The 14,845-nt window shown below is 63.2% G+C and carries 14 protein-coding genes; 11 read left to right on the top strand and 3 right to left on the bottom strand.

The features are described from left to right. The 5 genes from AC5DC2_RS01895 to AC5DC2_RS01875 form a co-directional block, all read left to right on the top strand. Positions 1-764, top strand: a 764-nt coding sequence (locus AC5DC2_RS01895) for a PD-(D/E)XK nuclease family protein (RefSeq protein ID WP_491697301.1), incomplete at its 5' end; no start/stop codon positions are given. An 86-nt stretch (positions 765-850) separates the two neighbouring features. Further along, entirely contained in the window at positions 851-1,201 is a 351-nt protein-coding gene (gene trxA / locus AC5DC2_RS01890) for a thioredoxin (protein WP_256389223.1), read from the top strand. Positions 1,202-1,339: 138 nt separating this feature from the next. Further along, positions 1,340-2,911 carry an OpgD/OpgG family glucan biosynthesis protein gene (locus AC5DC2_RS01885; RefSeq protein WP_491697300.1) on the top strand — a complete coding sequence of 524 codons (1,572 nt, stop codon included), beginning with the start codon at positions 1,340-1,342 and terminating at the stop codon, positions 2,909-2,911. 93 nt (positions 2,912-3,004) lie between these two features. Continuing rightward, entirely contained in the window at positions 3,005-3,760 is a 756-nt protein-coding gene (locus tag AC5DC2_RS01880; RefSeq protein WP_491697299.1) for an SDR family NAD(P)-dependent oxidoreductase, read from the top strand. 75 nt (positions 3,761-3,835) lie between these two features. Further along, positions 3,836-4,600, top strand: coding sequence for an SDR family NAD(P)-dependent oxidoreductase (locus AC5DC2_RS01875; RefSeq protein ID WP_491697298.1), 765 nt, complete (start codon positions 3,836-3,838; stop codon positions 4,598-4,600). Here AC5DC2_RS01875 and AC5DC2_RS01870 read toward each other — a convergent pair. Then, on the bottom strand, positions 4,589-5,365 hold the full coding sequence (locus tag AC5DC2_RS01870; protein ID WP_491697297.1) for a SapC family protein: 777 nt from the start codon (positions 5,363-5,365) through the stop codon (positions 4,589-4,591). The two genes, AC5DC2_RS01875 and AC5DC2_RS01870, sit on opposite strands and share 12 nt — an antisense overlap. Positions 5,366-5,616: 251 nt before the next feature. On the opposite strand from AC5DC2_RS01870, the gene AC5DC2_RS01865 reads away from it, so the two are divergent. Further along, positions 5,617-6,429, top strand: a complete 813-nt coding sequence (locus tag AC5DC2_RS01865) for a Slam-dependent surface lipoprotein (RefSeq protein WP_152534646.1) — start codon at positions 5,617-5,619, stop codon at positions 6,427-6,429. Positions 6,430-6,525: 96 nt separating this feature from the next. Further along, positions 6,526-7,821: a surface lipoprotein assembly modifier gene (locus AC5DC2_RS01860; RefSeq protein ID WP_491697296.1), complete on the top strand. Its 1,296-nt coding sequence runs from the start codon at positions 6,526-6,528 to the stop codon at positions 7,819-7,821. A 2-nt stretch (positions 7,822-7,823) separates the two neighbouring features. On the opposite strand, the gene AC5DC2_RS01855 is transcribed toward AC5DC2_RS01860, so the two are convergent. Beyond that, on the bottom strand, positions 7,824-8,750 hold the full coding sequence (locus tag AC5DC2_RS01855; RefSeq protein ID WP_491697295.1) for a Gfo/Idh/MocA family protein: 927 nt from the start codon (positions 8,748-8,750) through the stop codon (positions 7,824-7,826). Between the two features lie 193 nt (positions 8,751-8,943). Continuing rightward, on the bottom strand, positions 8,944-9,939 hold the full coding sequence (locus AC5DC2_RS01850; RefSeq protein ID WP_491697294.1) for a LysR family transcriptional regulator: 996 nt from the start codon (positions 9,937-9,939) through the stop codon (positions 8,944-8,946). Positions 9,940-10,244: 305 nt separating this feature from the next. Here AC5DC2_RS01850 and ytfQ point away from each other — a divergent pair, with 305 nt between their 5' ends. The 4 genes from ytfQ to yjfF all read left to right on the top strand — a co-directional run bounded on the left by ytfQ (position 10,245) and on the right by yjfF (position 14,799). Beyond that, complete coding sequence (ytfQ, locus tag AC5DC2_RS01845; protein WP_491697293.1) at positions 10,245-11,195, top strand: galactofuranose ABC transporter, galactofuranose-binding protein YtfQ; 951 nt, start codon at positions 10,245-10,247, stop codon at positions 11,193-11,195. Positions 11,196-11,288: 93 nt separating this feature from the next. Continuing rightward, the gene (locus AC5DC2_RS01840) at positions 11,289-12,806 is read left to right on the top strand and encodes a sugar ABC transporter ATP-binding protein (protein ID WP_491697292.1); all 1,518 of its coding nucleotides are present in this window, start codon (positions 11,289-11,291) and stop codon (positions 12,804-12,806) included. Continuing rightward, entirely contained in the window at positions 12,806-13,831 is a 1,026-nt protein-coding gene (locus tag AC5DC2_RS01835) for an ABC transporter permease (protein WP_024710051.1), read from the top strand. The genes AC5DC2_RS01840 and AC5DC2_RS01835 overlap by 1 nt, the downstream gene beginning before the upstream one ends. Next, positions 13,828-14,799 carry a galactofuranose ABC transporter, permease protein YjfF gene (gene yjfF / locus AC5DC2_RS01830; RefSeq protein ID WP_491697291.1) on the top strand — a complete coding sequence of 324 codons (972 nt, stop codon included), beginning with the start codon at positions 13,828-13,830 and terminating at the stop codon, positions 14,797-14,799. Before AC5DC2_RS01835 ends, yjfF begins: the two co-directional genes overlap by 4 nt. The last annotated feature ends 46 nt before the right edge of the window (positions 14,800-14,845 follow it).

Genomic DNA, 14,845 nt, shown 5'->3' with positions numbered 1-14,845 from the left:
CCGCCGGGGAGAGCTGGCCGGGCCTGCTATGGCAGGAAAAAATTCCTCCGCGTGAATTCACGCCCCAGGTCGCGGCGGAAGGCGAGGGGGAGCCGCTGCCGCCGCTGCCTGAAGCGCTGACCGAGCCCTTCCGGGAGGAGGCGCGTCAGGCCCCGCCGCTCAGCCCCTCGCGCGCGGGACTTGAGGTGGAAGACCCGCCGCCGGTGACCGCTTCGCCGCTTTTCGGCGGGCAGAGCGCCAATATGGCGCTGGAGCGCGGGCGGCTCGTCCATCGCCTGATGCAATTGCTGCCGGGTTTTGAGCCTGCGGAGCGGGAGGCGGCCTGCCGCCGCTATCTGGCGCGGGCGGCCTTCCACCTGCCGGAAGACGAAAGCGATGCCATCCAAAAAAGCGTGATGGCGGTGATGACCGACCCCGGACTGGCGCCGGTTTTTTCATCGGCTGCCCGCGCCGAGGTCTCGGTGACCGGGACGGTCCGGCTGGAGGCCGGCGCGTTTACCGTGTCGGGTCGGCTCGACCGGCTTGCGGTTATGGACGACCGGGTGTTGCTGGTCGATTTCAAGACCAACCGCAATCCGCCGGAAGCGGGCGAGGCGGTGCCTTTCTCCCACGTAGCGCAGATGGCCGTCTATCGGGAACTCCTTGCGCCGCTCTATCCCGGCAAGGCGGTGGAATGCCTCCTCGTCTACACCGAAACGACCGCTACCCGGCGGTTGAGCGAAGAGGAGCTTTCGTCGGCGCTTGCGCGCCTTTCGACAAAGTGAGTGCCGGGCATTGATTTTTTTCGCGCCTGTGCTCACATGAAGGACAAATCTACGATAATGCGAAGGTATCGCGCAAACCCGAAACGATCCTCGCCTTTGCCAAGGAGTTCAAGATGACGACAGTCAAGGTCAATACCGCCAATTTCAAGCAGGAAGTGCTCGAGTCCGAACAGCCCGTCGTGGTCGATTTCTGGGCCGAATGGTGCGGCCCGTGCCGGATGATCGGCCCGAGCCTCGAAGAAATCGCCGAGGAGATGGACGGCAAGGTCAAGATCGCCAAGGTCAATGTCGACGACAATCCGGATCTCGCGGTTCAGTACGGCGTGCGCTCCATCCCGATGCTGGCCATGTTCAAGGGCGGCGAGCTTGCCGACGTGAAGGTCGGCGCCGCGCCGAAGACGGCGCTCTCGAGCTGGATTTCCGGCGTCGTCGGCTGATCGCCGGCGAAATTTGAAGCGCATTTGAAGCCCGCGTTCGCGCGGGCTTTGCCATATCTGCACGAAGGCGGGAACCTGGCGGCGTCCAAAACGTTCACGCATTCAGAGAGTTTTCGGCCCTTTCGGAGTTTGCCCCTTATGACGAACCGTTCGCCTGCCCGTCTGTCGCTTCTGTTTCTGCCCGTATTCGCCCTTTTCGCCGTCCCTGTGGCGGTCGCGGCGCAGGATTTCGAACCCGCCCTGGGCCCGGCCGAGCCGTTTTCTTTCGAGACGCTTGCGGAGGAAGCGAAGGCGTTGTCGCAAAAGCCGTTCGAGCCCTATCCGGTCGCGCATCCCGAGCTCTTCGATGCCATCGATTACGACGCCCACTGGAAGATCATGTTCCGCAAGGACCACACGGTCGATGTCGGCGACGCGCCGGTGCAGTTCTTCCATCAGGGCCGCTATTTCAAGGAACCGGTGACGATCAGCCTGGTCGAGGATGGCGAGGCGCGCGAAGTGCTCTACAGCGCCGACTATTTCACCATGCCGGAGGACAGTCCCGCCAAGGCGGTCGAGGATTTTGCCGGCTGGGCCGGTTTCCGGGTGATGCGGCCGGACATGAAGACCGACTGGATCTCGTTTCTCGGCGCCAGCTATTTCCGCACCGACGGACCGGACAGGCAATATGGTCTCTCCGCCCGCGCGCTTGCCGTCGATACCGGTCTTGCGCGGCCGGAAGAGTTTCCCCGCTTCACATCCTTCTACCTGGAAAAGGACGACAAGCCCGGCGACGGCATCGTCATCTACGCGCTGCTCGACAGCAAGAGCGTTGCCGGCGCCTATCGCATCGAGGCGGAAAACGAGGATGGCGAAGGGCAGGTTCTGCACATTACCAGCCGGCTTTTCTTCCGCGAGGCGGTCGAGCGGCTCGGCGTTGCCCCGCTGACCTCGATGTACTGGTATTCCGAAACCCACCGCAACATGGCCTTCGACTGGCGTCCGGAGGTCCATGACAGCGACGGGCTTGAGGTGGTCACCGGTTCCGGTGAGCAGATCTGGCGGCCGCTCAACAACCCGCCGCGCGTCGTCACATCGAGCTTTTTTGATGAAAATCCCGAAGGGTTCGGCCTGATCCAGCGCGACCGGAATTTCGACCATTATCAGGATGACGGCGTGTTCTATAATCGCCGGGCGTCGGCCTGGGTCGAACCCGAGGGCGACTGGGGCAAGGGTGCCGTCCAACTCGTCGAACTGCCGTCCGATGACGAGATCTACGACAATATCGTCGCCTACTGGCTGCCGGAGGACCTGCCCGAGGCCGGCGACGAACGCGATTTTTCCTATACGCTGACCTGGGCCGCGACCGCGCCGCCGAATGAGCGCCTCGCCGAGACGACCGCCAGCCGGATTGGCCGTGGCGGCGTGCCGGGGCAGCCGCGCCCGGGCGACCAGGTCAAGGTCGTCGTCGATTTCTCCGGCCCGGCCGTTGAGGGACTGACGGTCGATGACGGGGTGGAACCGGAGATTTCCGTCGGCAGCGGCGCCGAGATCATCAACGCCTATGCGATGCCGATTGTCGGCACGGACGACTGGCGGATGACCTATGACCTCAAGTTCGACGGAACCGCCGATACGATCGATGTGCGCGCCTATCTGGCGGAAGATGGCGAGCCGTTGACGGAGACCTGGCTTGGCCAGTTCCATCCAGGCCAGTTCGCGCCGCACTGAGCGACAATGTTTCCGGCAACGTGAAAAACACCATCGCTCCGTCGCGGCATCGGCGTTATCCTCCGCCCGCGATAACCGGCGGGAGGCGTGAACATGGGTGAATTTCAGGGACGGCGGATCCTTTACACGGGCGCTGCGGGCGGGCTCGGGCTTCCGGCGAGCCTTGCCCTGATGCAGGCCGGCGCCAACGTGATCGTGCTGGACAATGATCCGGCCAAGATCGAGGCCCTGAAGGCCGCGGCGGCCGACAAGAAGCTCTCGGAGAGGCTCACGGTCAGCAGGGTTGATCTGACCGACAAGGCGGCGCTTGACGAGACGCTTTCCGGGCTGCTGCGGCAGGGGCCGATCGACACGGCGATCAACAATGCCGCGATCTACCCGTCAAAGCCGTTCGAGGATTTTTCCATGGAGGAGCATGCGAAAATCCATGCCGTCAATGTCGAGGCGGCGCTCATGATCGTCAAGGCCCTGCTGCCGGGCATGCGCGAGGCCGGTTTCGGGCGGGTCATCAATATCAGCTCGATTACAGTCTCCGGCGGCTGGGAGAACCTCACGCCCTATATCCAGTCAAAGGGCGCATTGATCATGCTGGCGCGCGGCTGGGCGCGCGAATTCGGCAAATGGGGCATCACGGTCAACACGCTGTCGCCCGGCGCTTTCCCCACGGATGCGGAGAAGATTCATCCGGACCAGGGGGCCTATCAGCGCCGCATCATCGACAGCCAGGCGATCAAGCGCCGGGGCGCGCCGGAAGACCTTGCCGAGGCGCTGATGTTCCTGATCTCGAAGCGCGCCGGCTTCATCACCGGGCAGAACCTTCATGTCGATGGCGGCTGGGTGATGCATTGAGGCCGCGGCGTTCTCGCCTTTGCCGGGGCGATCGGCTTATAGAGGATCACGACAGACTTAAGGAAAAGGGACCGCATGATACCCGTCAATGACATTCAAGGACTGAAGGTTCTCATCACCGGCGCGAGTTCCGGCATCGGGGCGGCCGCCGCGCGCGCCTTTTCGCGCTCCGGCGCCGAGGTGACCATTCACTACAATAGGCGCCGGGAAGAGGCCGAAAGCCTTGCCGCGGCCCTGCGCGAGGAAGGCGGCACGGCCCATGTCGTCTCCGGCGACGTGACCCGGGCCGAGGACGCTGAGGACATCGTCGCGCGGTCCGTGGCGATGATGGGCGGGCTCGACTGTCTGGTGAACAATGCCGGCGCCATACTGCGCTCGCCGTCGGCCGATTTCGACGAGGCGATCTATGATCGGGTCTTCGACCTCAACACCCGTTCGATCCTGCGCCTGGTGCGCCATGCGGGGCCTGCCCTGAAAGCGAGTGACCGCGCCTCGGTCATCAATCTCGGATCGATCGCCGGCCGCAATGGCGGCGCGCCGGGCTCCGGCCTTTATGCCGCCGCCAAGGCCGCCGTGCATTCGCTGACGCGGGCTTTGGCGCGGGAGATGGCGGCAGACGGCGTCCGCGTCAACGCGATTTCGCCCGGCGTCATCGAAACGCCCTTCCATGACGAGACGCCGGAATCCGCGCTCGACGCCGCGCGCGCCGCGATCCCGCTCGGCCGACTCGGCACGGCGGAAGACTGCGCCTGGAGCTTCGTCTTCCTCGCCTCGCCGACCATGGCCGGCTATATCACCGGCCAGATTCTCGATATCAACGGCGGCCAGTTAATGCCTTAGGCGCGCGTCCCTGTCGCCGGCGGAGACCAGCCGGTTGCGCTCCATCATCAGCCCCCAGTTCTGGGCGGAGGCAAGGTGCAGCGCGATGGCGTCCGTCCAGCCCTTCTCCGTCCACTGCTTGAGCGTGCGGGCGGGGAGGTTGCGGTAGCGCTCGTGGTCGATGACGCTGAAACCGTCGAGCCGGTAGCGGCTCTTGTCGGGGAACTCCATGTCCACATGGCGGGCGAGCAGGATATCGGCCTCGGCGATTGCCTTCAGGAAGGCCGCGTCCTGGGCGCGGTGCTGGTGATAGGCCTCGCAAAGTTCCAGCATCGGCTTGACGGTCTTGCTCGCCGTCCCGTCGTCGTTGAAGATCGGCGCGGCGTCGGGGTTCTCGGCAAGCGGCTTCACGCGGTCGCTTTCGCTGTCATAGGCGAGATAGCGCGTGTCCTCGTCGGGCGACTGCACCAGAATGAAGGGATAGCGGCGGATATAGGCGGGTACATAAGCATGCGGCGCCCAGCTTCCGTCCTTTTCCAGCATCAGGTTCTGGCCCTGCCTGAGGCCGACAATGGCGACCGGGGCCGGCTGGCCGGCAGCCTCGATGAAGACGATCGGATAGTGTCGAACGGCCGGCATGAACTCGCTCACCGAAAGCGGGATCGCCGTTGCCTCGGCGGAGAAGGCGTAATCGTCCCGCGCCACCAGACCGAGGCCCTTGTGCTCTTCGAAGCGCAGCACCTGCGGCTTCTTGTAGAAAAGCGGCATGGCGTTTTCAGTGGTCATCGATCAGGTCTCCTTCATGCGACGGCCGGAATGCGTCTTCTACTATCGATGCCGGTTGGCGACAATCGTCAGGTTAAGTCTCTTTCGTGATGCCGGGCTGCATGTCGCAATTTCCCGTACAGGTTGAGGCTTCGGTTGAAACACGCCCGCGTCTGCCGCTTTCGGGGCCTGATGCAGTTGACAGCGTCGCGCCCCATTGCGAAGGTTTACAAGTTCTTAACAACACGAGAGAGCATGACAGGAGCGGGGACATGAAATCATCGATGACGGCGCTGATGGGGACAATGGCGCTAGCGGTCCTTGCAGGTTGCAGCGGCGGCGGCGGAGGCGGGGGGCCGCTCGCCCCGAACGCGCTCGGCTATTATGGGGATGTCGACACCTGGAACGCGGCCGTGACGGGCTCGGGATCGGCGTCGGCCAATATCCAGATGAATGGCGACGGCACGGTCGGCGTCGAAATCACAGGCGGGCCCGATACGGGCGAAACGGCGCTCTTCTATCCGGACGGCGAAGGCTATACGGCCAATCTTGGCGATGGCGCCGAAGCCTATATGCGACTCGGCTACTTTGGCGTCGACGGGATCAAGGACGGGCCTGTGGTCGCCCTGATCGACGCCGACACCTGGGATGACAACGTCGTGGCTATGGCGTTTCGCTCGACCGACGGCGTGACCGCGCCGGGCGACATGCCCTTGGCGGGCCGCGCGACCTATTCCGGCCAGCATCTCGGCGCGGCGGCGCTTCCGGGCGAGTATCTCGACTATATCGACGGCTCGTTCAACGCCAATGTGGATTTCGGCAGCGGACAACTGGCCGGGGCGATGGACACCCAGGTGGGCGACGTCACCTTCCAGGCGACGATTTCCGGTTCGGAATTCAACTCCAATGCCAATTCGATTGCCGTCGGCAATGATTATGTAAATGTCGATCAGGCAAACTCGAACGTGAACGGGGCCTTTTACGGCAATCGCGCTGCCGGCATCGCCGGAACCTACAGGGTGAACGGCGCGCGGGCTGATGCCGGGGCGGGCATGATCGGCACCTTTGTCGGCGAACGGAACTGAGTTTTCGCGCTTTGAACATCTCGCCGGGCCGGCCGGCCCGGCGTCTTCTGTATCGCGTTTAGTTCCGGGATTTTCATGCGGCATTTTCTGTCATTGATGCGTTTGAGGCTGTCAGGCGGCCTGGCGGGGCTTGCCTTTCTGTTGACGGTCTTCGCCGCCGGCATGGCCTTTGCGGTCGTCAATCCGTTTCCGCAAATCAAGGTGCTGATCGAGAGCGGCCAGTATGAGAAAGCGATGGCGCTTTCGGCGCAGCTTTCCGACGACCCTGAGCTTTCCGCGCTGTCGCAGCAATTCACCTATGCGCTTATCCTGAAGCATGAGGGCCACTTCAGGGAAGCGGCGATCCTGATGCGCGGCGTTCTCGACAAGAAGCCGGATTTCACCCGCGTGCGCCAGGAGCTTGCCCACACGCTGGCGCTGATGGGCGAGAAGAAGGCGGCGATCTATCATTTCTCGCTTCTGGCCGACAACGCGCCGAGCGAATCGCTCCGCTCCTTCTACGAGGACTTCATCGACCGGGTGAATATCGACCGCCCCTGGACGCTTGGCGGTTACCTCGCCATTGCGCCAAGCACCAATATCTCCAACGCCACGGATCAGAGCCTTGTCCATGTCGGCGGCATTCCGCTTGCGCCCGGCACGAAGGCGGAAAGCGGCGTGGGGCTCAATTACGGCGTCAACGGCACCTATTCCTTCGATCTCGTCGACGACCTGTCGCTGACCTTCGGCGGCTCCGTCACTGGCCTTGCCTACAAGGAAAAGGCCTATAACCAGACCCAGTTCGGCGGGTTCTCGCAGCTGTCCTGGCGCAATGATCCATGGATTTTCAGCGGCGGCATGGCGGCGGAATATGTGCTGATGGGCAATGAGCCTTACCGCGTCGGCTATGGTCCGGTCTTTTCCGTGCGACGCTCCTTCGGGCCCTTCGGCGTGACGTCGGCCAATTTCTCGTTCCAGTGGCTCGATTACCACGACATGGATGCCTATGATGGCTACCAGGCCGGCATGAGCATCAACCATCGCTATGCGCTGACGCCATCGAGCAGCATCCGCATGGGCGGGGGGTTCAACTATGTCTCCGCCGAAAAGGACTTCAATTCCTATTCCGGCTACAACATCAACGCCAAATATGCCCGCGAATGGTCGGGCGGGATACTGACCGACATAGAGGTCGAGGGCACGCTGCGGGACTATGAGGGCGATTTTCCGCTGATGACCAAGTCGCGGCTTGACCGCAGGCTCGACATAGCCGTCGGCGCCACCTTTCGCACGCTTGCGATGAAAGGCTTCGCGCCGCGCCTCGAATATGCCTATTCGAAGAATTTCTCCAATGTCGAACTTTACGAATACGACAAGAGCACGGTTTCGCTGTTCGTCACCAAACAGTTCTGACCTCAGCAGAAAAACGGCTCGGTCGTCTTCCGCACGGCTGTGCTGAAAGCCTCCTCGACATGGCGGAGCGGGATCGCGTCGATGTCGCCTTCGCCGCTGCCGATCAGCGCGGCGAACCGGCCGTAAACGGCCTCATATTCGCGCTGCCGCCTGTCGAGAAGCAAGGCGTCGTTGAAGGCGAGCCGCTCGCCGCTGCGGTCAAGCAGGAGCATGCCGCGGTCGGTTTCAACCTCGAGCGCCTTGTCGTCAGCGCCCTCATGGTTCCAGTCGAAGGCGGCGGTGAACGCGTCGCAGCCCTCCATGGCGATATCGAGTTCGGCCGTCACCGGAACCCTTCGGTTCTCCGGATATGCGAGCCTCGCGCCCTGAACGGCAAAGGAGCCTGGCAGAACGGCCGAGGCGAGCGACAACCCGTTGATTCCCATGTCGAAAACGCCGAGGCTTTCGGGCTCGAAGATCCAACTCTGGTCGGGATGCCAGCGGCGCACATCTTCCTTCCAGGTCAAGCGTACCGAACGGATGCGGGCGTCCGAGAGCAGGTCCCGCGCCGTGGCGACGCCGGGCGCAAAGCGCGAATGCCAGGCGGCAAACAGCGAGAGCCCCTTCGCCGCGGCTTTCTGTCGCAGCGTGTCGACCTCCTCCAGCCTTGCCGCCGGCGGTTTTTCCAGGAGCACATGCTTGCCGGCATCGAGGGCTTCGGCGGCGAGCGCGAACCGGGCCGCCGTCGGCACGCACAGCGCCACGCAATCGACCTCCGGTCCGTCTTTGAAAAGCCCGGAAAGATCGGAGAAGACCGGAAGGCCCTCGGGCGCGGTCCCCTTGGTGACGATCGCGGCAAGCTCGAAATCCCCGTTCCGGTCGATGGCCGGGCGATGCTCGTCGCCGGCGATCTTGCCGTAGCCGACAATCGCGATCCTGAAAGCGCTCATGCTGTCCTCGATGCCTCGGCAGGCGGAAGGAATGGCGGGCCTGCCCATCACCGTTAAAGCATTTCGCAGCCAGATGGAACCATCTGATGTCCGCGAAAATGCGTCAAAACAAAGAGATAGAGCGGTTCCGCGCCTCCATCTAAGGCGGAACCGATCCAGCGCCGGAGGTCTGATGGAAAGGGCCGGGCCACCTTCAGCGGCCGATCAGGTCTTCGGGAAACTGTTCGGGCCTCATCTTGATTTCCCGGTCGATCAGAGCGAGCACCCGTTCGACCGGCGGCGGCTGGACGGCGGTTACGCGCTGGATGATCGAATAGGGGCTGACATCAATGCTTTCGCGCACGGGCAACTGGCAGATATCAGCCCCCAGCCTGCCGTCGATGTGCAGGAAATCCGCCACCGGGCGGGCTACCGGCGTCACGGCGTCCGTGTCGGCAATGATGGCGAGCGACAGAAGCGGCGACGTGGTGACAAAAACGTGACGGGGCAGGGTGAAGCCGTTGGCGAGAAGATGCGCCTCGATCGAGCGGCGCATCGGCGCCCCGACGGGCTGCAGCACCCAGTCATAGTCCAGGCATGCCCCGATCGAGATGGGCCCTCTGTCGCAAAGCGGGTGGCCGGTGCGGGCGATCATGTTGATCGGCTCGACGCCGAGCGGGCGCATGGTCACCGATTTGGCGTCTACCTCCTCTGGCAGGCGGCCGATGTAAAAATCGAGATCATGGGAGAAGAGCGCCTCGGCGAGCTTGTCGGAGGTATCGACCAGAACCGAAAGCTCGATCTCGGGATAATTCTCCCGAAGTTCATGGATCACCGGCAGCACGAGCTGCATCGAGGGGCCGGTCACCGCGCCGATCCTCACCTGGCCGCGGGCGCCGTCTACGATCTGCGATATCTCCTGGTGAGCGCTGTCAAGCTGGTTCAGGATAATCATCGCCTGGCGCGCCATGGCCTGCCCGGCCTCGCTCAACACGACGCCGCGGCCATGGCGCTCATAAAGCTTCGCGCCGACGGTGTGCTCGAGTTCGGACAGGAGACGCGAGGCTGCCGACTGGGTCATGCCCAGCTGCGCCGCGGCCGAAGAAATCTGCCCCTTGCGGTCGAGAAGGGCGATCAGGCGCATCTGCGAGAAGCGCAGACCGCGTCGGATAAATTCGTCCTGACTTTTCTGGCGTGGGTCGTGCGCCATGATATCCATACCAATTCTGCTATATCAGAAACACGATTATTCATTTGTCCGTATGACGGGAAATTGCAAGAATTCCCCACGTCGCAAGGCCTTTTTAGCGCAGAAAAAGCGGGCACATCACCCCTTTCGCCCTGTGGCAGGCCGACACGGTTTCGCCGGGAGGAAAAGGCCGAAAACCGTGTCAACCTTGGCATTGCGATGGATCGGCCGCAAGGGCCGAAAGGCAGGGTCTCCCCATCCGGCGGAGGCCGGTGCCGGAACGGCAATCAAGATTGCCATCTGTTCCTAACGGGAGGACAAGACTGATGAAATCGATATTTCTAGCAGGCGTCGCCGCCTTCACCCTCGCTGCGACCGCCGCATCGGCGCAGACCGTCGGCTTTTCGCAGATCGGCTCGGAATCGGGCTGGCGCGCAGCCGAGACGACGCTGACCAAACAGCAGGCCGAAGAGCGCGGCATCGACCTGAAATTCTCCGATGCCCAGCAGAAACAGGAAAACCAGATCGCCGCGATCCGCGCCTTTGTCGCGCAGGGCGTCGATGCCATCCTGCTCGCCCCGGTCGTCGCAACGGGCTGGGACTCGGCGTTGGAAGAGGCCAAGGATGCCGACATTCCGGTGGTCCTGCTTGACCGCCAGGTCGACAGTTCCGACGATCTTTACCTGACGGCGGTCGGCTCCAACCTCGTGCATGAGGGCGAAGTAGCCGGCCAGTGGCTGGTGGAAACGGTGGGCGACCAGCCCTGCCGCGTTGTCGAGTTGCAGGGCACGACCGGTTCGTCGCCCGCCATCGACCGCGCCACCGGCTTCCGCAATTCGCTGGAAGGCCATGACAATCTCGAGATCGTCCGCAGCCAGACCGGCGACTTCACCCGCTCGCAGGGCAAGGAAGTCATGGAAAGCTTCCTGCAGGCCGAGAACGGCGGCGCCGACATCTGCGCGCTCTATGCCCATAATGACGACATGGCCGTCGGCGCCATCCAGGCGATCAAGGAAGCCGGCCTCAATCCCGGCGATGACATCCTGATCGTCGCGATCGACGCCGTGCCGGACTACTTCAAGGCGATGGCCGAGGGCGACGCCAACGCCACGGTGGAACTGACGCCGAACATGGCCGGACCGGCCTTCGATGCGCTGGAAGCCTACTGGGCCGACGGCACCATGCCGCCGAAATTCATCCAGACGGAATCCAGGCTCTATACCCAGGCTGACGATCCCGAAGGCGAGTACGAGCGCCGCAAGGGCCTCGGCTACTAAGCCGCTTCCTCCCGGGTGCGGTCGGGACGTCAATGTCCCGGCCGCCTCGGTTCATGATCATGGCGCCGCGCGATCGATCCAAGGTGCTGGGAAATGCTTCTGACAATCAAAAATCTCACCAAGACCTTTGTCGGCATGAAGGCGCTCGATGACGTCTCCTTCGAGCTTGAAGCCGGCGAGGTGCACGCCCTCCTCGGAGAAAACGGCGCCGGCAAATCGACCCTGATCAAATGCCTGACCGGGGCCTACAGTCGCGATTCGGGCGTCATCACGCTGAATGGCGGCACGATCTCGCCGCGTTCCACGCTGGAAGCCCAGGAACTGGGCATCGGCACGGTCTATCAGGAGGTCAACCTCCTGCCGAACCTGACGGTTGCCCAGAACCTCGTCTTCGGGCGTGAGCAGCGCCGGTTCGGCATTATCGACGGGCGGGCGATGCGGCGCGATGCCGAGGCGATGCTGGAAGGCTATGGCCTTGATATCGACGTCAACCGCGATCTCGGCAGCTATTCGGTTGCTGTCCAGCAGATCGTCGCCATTGCCCGCGCGGTGGCGCTCTCCGGCAAGGTGCTGATCCTTGACGAGCCGACCGCAAGTCTAGACACGCGCGAGGTCGAAATGCTGTTCGAGGTCGTCCGGCAGTTGCGCGACAAGGGCCTCGGCATCATCTTTGTTTCGCACTTCCTCGATCAGGTGTTCGCGCTCACCGACAGGGTGACGGTGCTCCGAAACGGCTGCAAGATCACCACCGAAAAGACCGCGGAACTCGATCGGGTCCGGCTGATTTCCCATATGCTCGGCCGCGAACTGGACGAGGCGGAAGAGATCGGCACGCGTCGCGAGACCGAAGGGCGGGTCAGCGAGAAACCGCTTCTCCAGTTTAACGGCGTCGGGCGGAAGAACTTCGTCGAGCCCTTCGATCTTGACGTGCACAAGGGCGAGGTGATCGGTCTTGCCGGGTTGCTCGGCTCGGGGCGTACGGAAACGGCCGAACTCGTCTTCGGCGTGCGCACCGCCCAATCTGGAACGGTTTCCGATGATCACGGCAAGATTTCGATCAGCAGCCCGCGCGACGCGATCGCCGCTGGCTTCGGCTTTGCTCCGGAAGACCGCAAGACCGACGGCATCATCGCAGACCTGTCCGTGCGCGAGAATATTGCGCTGGCGCTGCAGGCCCGGCGCGGCTGGGCGCGGCCGATCAGCCGGAGCGAACAGGCGCGGCTTGCGGCCGACTATATCGAAAAGCTCGATATCCGCACCTCGAGCGCGGAAAAACCGGTCGGCGAGCTTTCCGGCGGCAACCAGCAGAAGGTGGTGCTTGCCCGCTGGCTGGCGATGAACCCGCGCTTCCTTATCCTTGACGAGCCGACGCGCGGCATCGATGTCGGCGCGCATGCCGAGATCCTGCATCTCATTCACCAGATCACGGCCGAGGGCATGTCGATCCTGATCATCTCCTCCGAACTCGACGAGCTGATCGCGGTTTCCGACCGGGTCATCGTTGTGCGCGACCGCCGCCATGTGGCTGAACTGACCGGCGCGGACATCGCCACGGAGAACATCGTCAAGGCAATTGCCAGCTCGGCAGCCGAGAGAAGGGAGACGGTCTGATGCCAGGCGGTCTGAAGCGGGTTATTCCGCAACTTGTAACGCTCGTCTTTCTCGTGGCGCTGGTCAGCCTTTTCTTCCCGACCTTCCTGCAGGTCGAGTATTCCGGCGGCCGCTTTGTCGGGCCGGTGATCGATGTCCTGAAACGGGGTGCGCCCGTGGCCCTGCTGGCGATCGGCATGACGCTCGTTGTCGCGACGCGCGGGATCGACCTTTCGGTCGGCACCGTGATCGCGATTTCCGGCGCGGTCGGCGCGGCGACGATCGCAAGCGGTTACGGCCTTGTGCCCGCGCTTGTCACGGCGATCGCCGCAGGGCTTGCCGCAGGTCTTTTCAACGGCATTCTGGTCGCCTTCATCGGCATACAGCCGATTGTCGCGACGCTGATCCTGATGATCTCAGGGCGGGGCATCGCGCAGTTGATCACCGAGGGGCGGATCCTGACCTTCAATCTGCCGAGCTTTGCCTTTCTCGGCTCCGGCCAGGTGCTCGGCATCCCGGTTCCTGTGTGGATCTGGGTGCTGACGGCGGCCCTCGTTATCCTTCTCGTTCGCCGCACGGCGCTCGGGCTGCTGATCGAATCGATCGGCGTCAACCGGCGGGCAAGCGCGCTTGCCGGCGTCAATGCGCGGGTTCTGCTGATTGCCGTCTACATGGCATCGGGGTTCTGCGCGGCGCTTGCCGGCATCATCATCACGGCGGATATTCGCGGCGCGGACGCCAACAATGCCGGGCTCTGGCTGGAGCTTGACGCGGTGCTGGCAACCGTTATCGGCGGCAATTCGCTGCTTGGCGGGCGGTTCTCGATCTCGGCCGCCGTCATCGGCGCGATGATCATCCAGACGATCGACACCGGCATTCTGCTGGCGGGTTTCCCGTCGGAATACAATCTGGTGATCAAGGCGGTTCTGGTCGTCATCATCCTGGTGCTGCAATCGCCCAACATCACCGGCGACCTGAAGTTCTTGAAACAGAACCTGTTTGCGGGGCGCGCCAAGCCCGAAGCCCGGCAGGAGGCAGGCAAATGAAAAATCCGCGTCTTTATCCGTTGTTTGCCACCATCGCCATCTTCATCGTGGCCTATGCGATCTGCTACATCCAGTTCCCGTTCATGCTGTCGACCCGCGTGGCTGGCAATCTTCTGACGGACAATGCCTATCTCGGCATCGTCGCTGTCGGCATGACGGTGGTGATCCTGTCGGGCGGGATTGATCTTTCGGTCGGCTCGGTGATCGCCTTTTCCGGCGTGTTCATCGCCGTCCTCCTGCGCGATACCGGGCTTCACCCGCTCGTCGTCTTTGCCCTGCTTCTGGCGGTCACGACGGCCTTCGGCGCGTCCATGGGTTGGCTGATCTACACGCTCGGCATGCCCGCTTTCATCGTGACGCTGGCCGGCATGTTCCTGGCGCGCGGCGTCGCCTACATGCTGACGATCGATTCGGTGCCGATTGACAATCCTTTCTTCGACATGCTGCAGGGGGCCTACTGGCTGATGCCGGGCAAGGGGCGGCTGACGCTGATCGGCGTCGTCATGCTGATCGCCTTCGTCATCGGCCATTTCGTCGCCCACAAGACCCGTTTCGGCGCCAATGTCTTCGCCATCGGCGGCGGCCAGCAGACGGCAGCGCTGATGGGCTCGAAGATCGGCCAGACGACGGTGCTGATCTATGCCTTCTCCGGCTTCATGGCCGGTCTTTCGGGCATCGTCTTCGCCATCTACACCGGCTCCGGCTATCCGTTGGCGACGGTAGGCACCGAGCTGACGGCGATTGCGACCGTGGTCATCGGCGGCACGCTTCTGACCGGCGGCGCGGGATATGTCTTCGGTACACTGTTCGGCGTGTTGACCATGGGCCTGATCCAGACCTACATCGTTTTCGACGGCACGCTTTCCAGCTGGTGGACCAAGATCGCGATCGGCATCCTGCTTCTGCTCTTCATCGTGCTGCAGAAGGGGCTTCTGAAACTGACTGTTGAACGCACTGCGGCACCCTGACCCTGCAAGAAAAGGTTGCCGGCGCGGACAAGGCGGCGTCGGCAAC

This window comes from Martelella sp., from assembly GCF_984369615.1.
This window is presented reverse-complemented; position numbering and strand designations above follow the sequence as displayed.

Excerpts from the sequence above, each read along its gene's own strand:
- yjfF (WP_491697291.1), top strand. The coding sequence starts at position 13,828 with ATGAAAAATCCGCGTCTTTATCCGTTGTTTGCCACCATCGCCATCTTC.
- AC5DC2_RS01835 (WP_024710051.1), top strand. The coding sequence starts at position 12,806 with ATGCCAGGCGGTCTGAAGCGGGTTATTCCGCAACTTGTAACGCTCGTC.
- AC5DC2_RS01865 (WP_152534646.1), top strand. The coding sequence starts at position 5,617 with ATGAAATCATCGATGACGGCGCTGATGGGGACAATGGCGCTAGCGGTC.
- AC5DC2_RS01885 (WP_491697300.1), top strand. The coding sequence starts at position 1,340 with ATGACGAACCGTTCGCCTGCCCGTCTGTCGCTTCTGTTTCTGCCCGTA.
- AC5DC2_RS01855 (WP_491697295.1), bottom strand. The coding sequence starts at position 8,750 with ATGAGCGCTTTCAGGATCGCGATTGTCGGCTACGGCAAGATCGCCGGC.
- AC5DC2_RS01860 (WP_491697296.1), top strand. The coding sequence starts at position 6,526 with ATGCGTTTGAGGCTGTCAGGCGGCCTGGCGGGGCTTGCCTTTCTGTTG.
- AC5DC2_RS01870 (WP_491697297.1), bottom strand. The coding sequence starts at position 5,365 with ATGACCACTGAAAACGCCATGCCGCTTTTCTACAAGAAGCCGCAGGTG.
- ytfQ (WP_491697293.1), top strand. The coding sequence starts at position 10,245 with ATGAAATCGATATTTCTAGCAGGCGTCGCCGCCTTCACCCTCGCTGCG.
- AC5DC2_RS01875 (WP_491697298.1), top strand. The coding sequence starts at position 3,836 with ATGATACCCGTCAATGACATTCAAGGACTGAAGGTTCTCATCACCGGC.
- AC5DC2_RS01850 (WP_491697294.1), bottom strand. The coding sequence starts at position 9,939 with ATGGCGCACGACCCACGCCAGAAAAGTCAGGACGAATTTATCCGACGC.
- AC5DC2_RS01840 (WP_491697292.1), top strand. The coding sequence starts at position 11,289 with ATGCTTCTGACAATCAAAAATCTCACCAAGACCTTTGTCGGCATGAAG.
- AC5DC2_RS01880 (WP_491697299.1), top strand. The coding sequence starts at position 3,005 with ATGGGTGAATTTCAGGGACGGCGGATCCTTTACACGGGCGCTGCGGGC.